The sequence below is a fragment of the Actinomadura livida genome, from assembly GCF_014648675.1.
GTDB classification, from domain to species: domain Bacteria; phylum Actinomycetota; class Actinomycetes; order Streptosporangiales; family Streptosporangiaceae; genus Spirillospora; species Spirillospora livida.
The window spans coordinates 48419-55582 of record NZ_BMRO01000005.1; the positions used below are offsets into that span (position 1 = coordinate 48419).

The window sequence follows — 7164 nt, forward strand, 5'->3', positions numbered from 1 at the left end:
TCGCCCGGGGCCACCACGGCGTCCGGGCCCGGCTGCTGGTTGAAGACCAGGCCGGGAGCGACCTGGCGGTCGGGCGGCGGGACGGCCTTCTCGACCTTGCACTTCAGCCCTAGGCCGTTCAGCTTGCCGCAGGCGGCCCGCTGGCTGTTGTTGAACAGGTCCGGCACCTTGAGCTCGCTCGGGCCGTTCGAGATGGTCACGGTGACCGTGGCGCCCTTCGGGGCCTTCGAGCCGCCGGACGGGTCGGTCGAGATGACGTTGAGCCGCGGCACGTCGTCGCTGTTGTCCACGCGCTTCTCGACCTCGAAGCCGCGCGCCTCCAGCAGCTTCTTCGCCTGGTCGTACGGCTTGCCGGTCACGTCCGGCACCTCGATCTCCGTGGGCGGCTTCTTGCCCCTGGAGACCACCAGCGTCACCGTCGCGCCCTCCGGCGCGTTCGCGCCGGGCCGCGGGTCGGAGCTCATCACGAACCCGCGGCGGATCTCGTCGCTGTACTCGAGCTTGGGCTCGCCGACCTTGAAGCCGAGCTTCGTGAGCTGCGCCGTCGCGTCGGCCTGCGAGACGTTGACGATGCTGTTGGGGATGGCGACCTGCTCGGTCTCGTCGCCCCCGCCGCTCATCATCCAGCCGATGAGCGCCGCGCCGCCGATGAACAGCACGGCGAGGCCGATCCACAGCGCGGCCTTCTTGCCGGCGCCGCCGCGCTCGCCGTAGTCATCGTCGTCGTAGCGGGCCGGTGGCAGACCGTAGCCGTTGTCGACCGGCCGCTGCATCTGGGTGTGGGGCGGGGCGCCCCCCGGGTAGCCGCCCATGACCTGCGTGCCCTGGGCCGAGCCCATCAGCATCGTGGACGCGGCCGTCGACGCAACCGGCTGCCCCTGCAGGACGCGCTGGATCTCCTGCCGGAACTCGTTCGCGTTCTGGTAGCGGTGGTCGGCGTCCTTCGCCATGGCCTTCAGCACGATCGCGTCCGCCCACTGCGGGATCTGCGGATCCACCTGCGACGGCGGAACCGGCTCCTCCCGGACGTGCTGGTACGCGATCGCGACCGGGGAGTCGCCGGTGAACGGCGGCTTGCCGGTGAGCAGCTCGTAGAGGACGCAGCCCGTCGAGTAGATGTCGCTGCGGGCGTCGACCCGCTCGCCGCGCGCCTGCTCCGGCGAGAGGTACTGCGCGGTGCCGATGACCTGCGCGGTCTGCGTCATGGTGGCGGCCGAGTCGGCCATGGCCCGGGCGATGCCGAAGTCCATGACCTTGACCTCGTGCTGCCGGGTCATCATCACGTTGGCCGGCTTGATGTCGCGGTGCACGATCCCGCCGCGGTGGCTGTAGTCCAGTGCGCGCAGGATGCCGTCGGTGACCTCGAGCGCCTTGTCGGGAAGCAGCGCGCGGTTCTCCCGCAGCAGGTCGCGCAGCGTGCTCCCGTCCACGTACTCCATGACGATGTACGGGATGGAGGTGTCGCCGATCATGTCCTCGCCGGTGTCGTACACGGCGATGACCGAGGGGTGGTTCAGCGACGCGGCCGACTGGGCCTCGCGCCGGAACCGGGCCTGGAACGTGGGGTCGCGAGCCAGGTCGGACCGCAGCGTCTTGACCGCTACCACGCGATCCAGCCGCAGATCTCGGGCACGGTAGACCTCGGCCATGCCGCCCCGCCCGATCACCGTTTCGAGCTCGTAGCGGCCGCCGAGCAGCCGAGGTTGACTCATATGTGCACTTTCCCTCGTACGTCTACACCTTGTCCTCCGAACCTAGCTTCCCGCTCAGTTCCGGAGAGGGATCCGGGCTCGGAGTTGACGGAGTCGTGGTGCTCTCCGTCGGAGTGGGTGTTGGCTCTGGGGCGGTGGGAGTCGCCCGGGGCGGTTTCCTTGATGGCTTACGTGATGGGGACGCTTCGCGGGTGTCCGGCGTTGACGGACGGATCCTACGCGTCGGGGCGCGCGGCGTGGCACTCGGTCTCGGTGTACTGGGGGTCCGGTACGTGGGCGTGTTGGTCGCCGGGGTGCTCGGGGGGACGACCGGGTCGTCGCCGGCGTCGTCCCCGACCGGCAGCGTGGCGGGAGACCGGGGTGGATCCCGCTCGTCCTGGCCGGAACCCGCGAACGCGAACCCCCTCAGCAGGGATCCGGCCACGAGGGCACAGACCAGGAGCACCGCCGCGACCGACGCGTACGTCAGTGCGGCGCGCCGTTGCCCGCGCACTGACCCCGAGGCGAGGTTATCCGCCCCCGAGGCAGCGTCAAATCCAGACAAAGCCGTCGATTGAGTAACGATCTTCGATCTGGGGTGCCGACCAGGGGGAACGGCCCGCGGACCCACCCGCGGAATTCGTCCCGTGCTGAGGGCCGCGCGGATCGCCAGGGCGCGGTCGGCGACCATGCCCGCGTTCGCCGGCCGGTCCGCCGGGTCCTTGGCGAGCAGCTGCATGATCAGCTCGCGGGCGGCCGCCGGGACCCGCGGCGGCAGCTCGGCCGGCGCGTCCCGGACGTGCTTCAGCGCCACCTCCACGGGCGTCGACCCGTCGAACGGCGGCGCGCCCGTCAGGCACTCGTACGCCACCGCGCCCAGCGAGTACAGGTCCGCGGCCGGGGACAGCCGGTGCCCCTGCGCCTGCTCCGGCGAGATGTAGTGCGCCGTCCCCATGACCATCCCGGTCTGGGTCTGCGAGGCCGCCGCCAGCCGACGCGCGATCCCGAAGTCGGTGATCTTCAGGGTGCCGTCCGGGGACACCATCAGGTTCGCCGGCTTGATGTCGCGGTGCACGACCCCCGCGTCGTGCGCGACGGTCAGCGCCTGCCCCGCCTGCACCATCATGTCCAGCACGGCCTCCAGCGGAAGCCCGCCGTCCCGCGCCAGGATCTCGTCCAGGGGCTCGCCCGGCACCAGCTCCATCACCAGGTACGCCCGGCCCTCGTGCTCGCCGAAGTCGTACGCCCCGGCGATCCCCGGGTGCCGCAGCTCCGCCGCGAACCGCGCCTCCGACTCGAACCTGCCCCGCGCCCGCGCGTCCGACCCGAGCTCCAGCCGCAGCAGCTTCACCGCCACCTGCTGCCCGAGCAGCTCGTCGGACGCTCGCCAGACCTCGCCCATCCCGCCGATCGCCAGCCGCTCCAGCAGCCGGTACCGGTCGTTGAGGACGAGGTCCCCGCTCACTTCTGCAAGACCTTAGCCATGATCGCCCCCGCGAGGGGGCCGGCGTCGCCGCCACCGGAGCCCGGGCCCTCGGTCATCACGGCGAACGCGTAGCGCGGGTTCTCCACCGGGCTGAACCCGATGAACCAGCGCGCGTTCGGGTTGCCCGGGCCCTGCTCGGCCGTGCCGGTCTTGCCGGCGATCCGCATGCCGGACAGGTTCTTCGCGGTGCCCTCGGAGATCACTGCGCGCATCATGTCCTCCAGCTGCTCCGCCTGGCCGCCGGTGATCGGCTGGGCGAACTGCTCCGGCGAGGCGTTGTAGAGCTCACTCTGGTCCTTCGCACGGACCTTCTGCACCACGAACGGGCTCATGATCTTGCCTTCGTTGGCGACCGCGGCCGCGACCATCGCCATCTGCAGCGGGGTGGCGCGCACGTTCTCCTGCCCGATGCCGGAGCGGGCCGTCCCGTCCTGGCCGGTCGGGGTCGTCTTGCCCTCCGCGTCCGTGTAGGACACCGGGACCGAGCTCTCCGCCGCGTACATGTCCGGCTCCAGCTCGATGCGCTTGCCGAACCCGAACTTCCCGGAGCTGTCGGACAGCTGCTGGATGCCCATGTCGAGCGCCATCTTCCCGAACGAGGTGTTGCACGACTCGGCGAACGCGCCGCGCAGCGGGGCGGTGCCCGCGCAGCTCCCGCTGTCGTGCGAGTTCGGCAGCGGACGGCCCGACTCCGGCAGGATCAGCTGCCCGGTCTGGATGGTGGACCCGCTGTCGATGCCGAGCTCCTGCATCGCGGCCGCCGCCGTCACCGTCTTGTACGACGAACCGGGCGGGAACGTCTGGCTCAGCGCGTTGTCGACCAGCGGCTTGATCACGCCCTCGCCGTCGTTCAGCTGCTCCAGCCGCTTGCCGCCCTTCTCGCCCTGCTGCGGCGCGACCTCGTTCGGGTCGAACGACGGCCACGACGCCGCCACCTTCAGCGCGCCCGTCCGGACGTCCATCACCACGGCGCCGCCGCGGCGGCCCGGCGACGTCTTGCCCCGCAGCAGCTGGTACGCGGTGCGCTGCGCCTCCGGGTCGATCGTCAGCTCGAGGTTCGCGCCGTCGGCCGGCTTGCCGATGAACGTGTCGAACCAGCGCTGCTGCGTGATGCGCGTGTCCTTGCCGCTCAGCAGCGAGTTGTAGGCCCGCTCGACGCCCGACGCGCCGCCGTTGAAGTACCCCGTCACCGGCGCGAAGATCGGGCCGTCCTTGTACGTGCGGCCGTACTTCGGGTTGTCCTTGCCGGTCGGCTTCGACGTCACCAGGACCTCGCCGCCCGCGGAGATCTGCCCGCGCGGGTGGTTGAACACGTCGGTGAACTGCCGGCTGTTGTTGGCGTCGGTGCGCAGGTCCTCCGCCTGGCTGCCCTGGACGTAGTTGATCTGCACCATCAGCCCGAAGAACAGCAGCATCGCGAAGATCGCCACCCGCCGGACCGGCTTGTCCATGTTCATACGGCTTCCCCCCGCTCGGCCGTGCTGCAGCCCCGAACCGCGCGGACATCCCCCGTCACGTGCTCGTTCATCGGACCGAAGTCACCTCGTGCTCACGATCTGCGTCATGCCCTCGTCCTGGATCGCCTGCGGGGCCGGCTTGCGCGCGTCATGGCTCATCCGCACCAGGATCGCGATCAGGATCCAGTTGGCCATCAGCGACGAGCCGCCCTGGGACAGGAACGGCGTCGTCAGGCCGGTGAGCGGGATGAGCCGGGTCACGCCCCCGACGATCACGAAGACCTGGAGGGCAACGACGAACGACACACCGCCCGCGAACAGCTTCAGGAACGGGTCGCGCGCCGCCACGGCCGTCTTCATCCCGCGCTGCACGATCAACGCGTAGATCAGCAGCAGCGCCATCAGTCCGGTCAGCCCGAGCTCCTCGCCGATCGAGTCGAAGATGAAGTCGCTGAACGACAGCGGCGTCCGCCACGGCTCGCCCTGCCCGAAGCCCGTCCCGAGCACGCCGCCCTCGGCGAGCGAGAACAGCCCCTTCATCAGCTGCGCGCTGTCGGCGTACTCGCCGCCGAGCTCGGCGCAGGCGGTGAAGCCGGGCGAGACCGAGCCCTCGGTGTCGTACTTCTCGTAGATCTCGGTGTTCGGGTTGACCGGGACGACCTTGCCGCTCTCCAGCAGGCAGCCGCCGTCGAAGTACGGCTTCGGGTTCAGCCAGATGTCGATGCGCTGGTTCACGTGGCCCATGAACGGCAGCAGCGTCGAGATGAACACGCCGAACGCCAGCAGCCCGACACCGATCACCACCCAGGAGATGCGCTGGGTCGCGATGTAGAGCATCGACACGAACAGGCCGAAGAACAGCAGCGCGGTGCCGAGGTCCTTCTGCAGGAACAGCACGCCCAGGCAGAAGAACCAGATCACCATGATCGGGCCGAGGTCACGGCCGCGCGGCAGGCTGAACGGGCCGACCTTCTTGCCGATCAGCGACATCGCCTGCCGCTTGTTCACCAGGTAGCCGGCGAAGAACACGACCAGCAGGATCTTCGCGAACTCCCCCGGCTGCACCGAGAACGGCCCGACGCTGATCCACACGCGGGCGCCGTTGATCTGCTGCCCGATGCCCGGGACGATCGGCAGCAGCAGCAGGATGACCGCCGTGAGCCCGATCAGGTACGTGTAGCGCTGCGCCGTCTTCGGCGTGAACGACACCGGGGCGTCGGTCTTGTCGGTGTCCCGCATGATCAGCACCGCGGCGACGAACAGCCCGATGCCGACGAACGTCCACATCAGCTGGCTCGGCGCGTCGGCGGCGTCCGCGAGCAGCTTCTTGCCGGCCGCCGCGGCGGCCTTGCGGTCGGCGCTGGTGTCCAGGTCGAGCCGGTAGATCATCGCCAGCCCGATGCCGTTCAGCGCCACCGCCAGCGGCAGCAGCAGCGGGTCCGCGTAGGGCGTGAACTTCGCCTGGACGAAGTACGCGATGAGCGCCAGCACGACCAGGCCGCCGCCGTACACGAACAACCCGCCGGGGATGCTGCCGTCCCGGGCGAGGCCGACCTCCGCGAACGCCGACAGCGTCAGCACCATCGCGAAGATCAGCAAAGCCAGCGAGGCCGCGTTCCGCCGTTGGTACGGCAGCCGCGACCTGATCTGCTCCCCGAGCTGGTGCATCTACGATTTCCCTCCGTTGGAGGGGCAGTCCGGGATGCGTGAGTTCGGTGTCTTGCACTGGTCGCGGCGGGTGGTGAGCTCCTCGAGCTTCTGCTCCGCCGCCGCCTGCCCGATGAACGCCATGTCGCCCTTGCCGATCGCCGTCGCGTCCGACCCCGGCAGCTCGCCCACCGGGATCTCACTCGTTTTGACGGTCGCCTGCCGGCAGTTGTTCTGGTCCTTGCCCTTGACGATGGCGACCTTGCCACCGCTGTCGACGAGCGTGTACTTGCAGGCGGCGCTCTCCAGCGCCTTCCACGCGTCGCCGGGGCTGTCCACCGTGTAGGTCTGCCGGACCTGCTGCTGAAGATCCTGGGGGAGGTCCGCTACCATGATCGGCGGGTTGGGCTGGTCCTTCTCCACGCGGGACAGGCTCAGGCCGGGCACATCCTGCGTCGTCCCGCGGAACAGGACGACCCTGCCGTCCCGCTCGCCGATGTAGTAGCCGTTCCGGACGTTCTGCACCAGCACGAACCCGCCCGCGACGACGCCCACCACGACCACGCCGGCGACGACGACCAGCCACGTCCAGCGCCGCGCGCCGCGCCGCGGCCGCTCCATCCCCGCCTGCTGCGCCGCGCCCGGCGGCGGGCCCATCGGATCGCCCATCGGCGCCGGGGCCGGGGGCGGCGGCATCTCGTCCACGGCGACCGGCGGCTGCGGCCGCGTGTCGCGCAGCTGCGCCGCGCGCCCGGCGGGCGTGTCCGCCGCCGTGGTGTTCGCGCCCGGGCCGCCGCCCGGCGGCTCCGGCGGCGACGCGTTCGCCGCCGCGCCCACCGCCTGGCCCGGCCCGCCCGTCGGCGGCTGCCGGTCGAGGTCGATG

The 7164-nt window shown here is 70.6% G+C and carries 4 protein-coding genes and 1 pseudogene; all 5 read right to left on the reverse strand.

All coding sequences use genetic code 11. The features are described from left to right. The coding region (gene pknB, locus IEZ03_RS12930; protein ID WP_189241192.1) for a Stk1 family PASTA domain-containing Ser/Thr kinase at nt 1–1712 on the reverse strand (1712 nt) is incomplete at its 3' end. 22 nt (nt 1713–1734) lie between these two features. Next, entirely contained in the window at nt 1735–3156 is a 1422-nt protein-coding gene (locus tag IEZ03_RS12935; protein WP_184878202.1) for a serine/threonine-protein kinase, read from the reverse strand. Continuing rightward, entirely contained in the window at nt 3153–4634 is a 1482-nt protein-coding gene (locus IEZ03_RS12940) for a penicillin-binding transpeptidase domain-containing protein (RefSeq protein WP_132048479.1), read from the reverse strand. Before IEZ03_RS12940 ends, IEZ03_RS12935 begins: the two co-directional genes overlap by 4 nt. An 81-nt stretch (nt 4635–4715) precedes the next feature. Further along, nucleotides 4716–6302, reverse strand: a complete 1587-nt coding sequence (locus tag IEZ03_RS12945; protein WP_184878205.1) for an FtsW/RodA/SpoVE family cell cycle protein — start codon at nt 6300–6302, stop codon at nt 4716–4718. Beyond that, nucleotides 6303–7164 (reverse strand): annotated as a pseudogene (locus tag IEZ03_RS37815) (serine/threonine-protein phosphatase); the annotation flags it as partial.

Excerpts from the sequence above, each read along its gene's own strand:
- IEZ03_RS12940 (WP_132048479.1), bottom strand. The coding sequence starts at position 4,634 with ATGAACATGGACAAGCCGGTCCGGCGGGTGGCGATCTTCGCGATGCTG.
- IEZ03_RS12945 (WP_184878205.1), bottom strand. The coding sequence starts at position 6,302 with ATGCACCAGCTCGGGGAGCAGATCAGGTCGCGGCTGCCGTACCAACGG.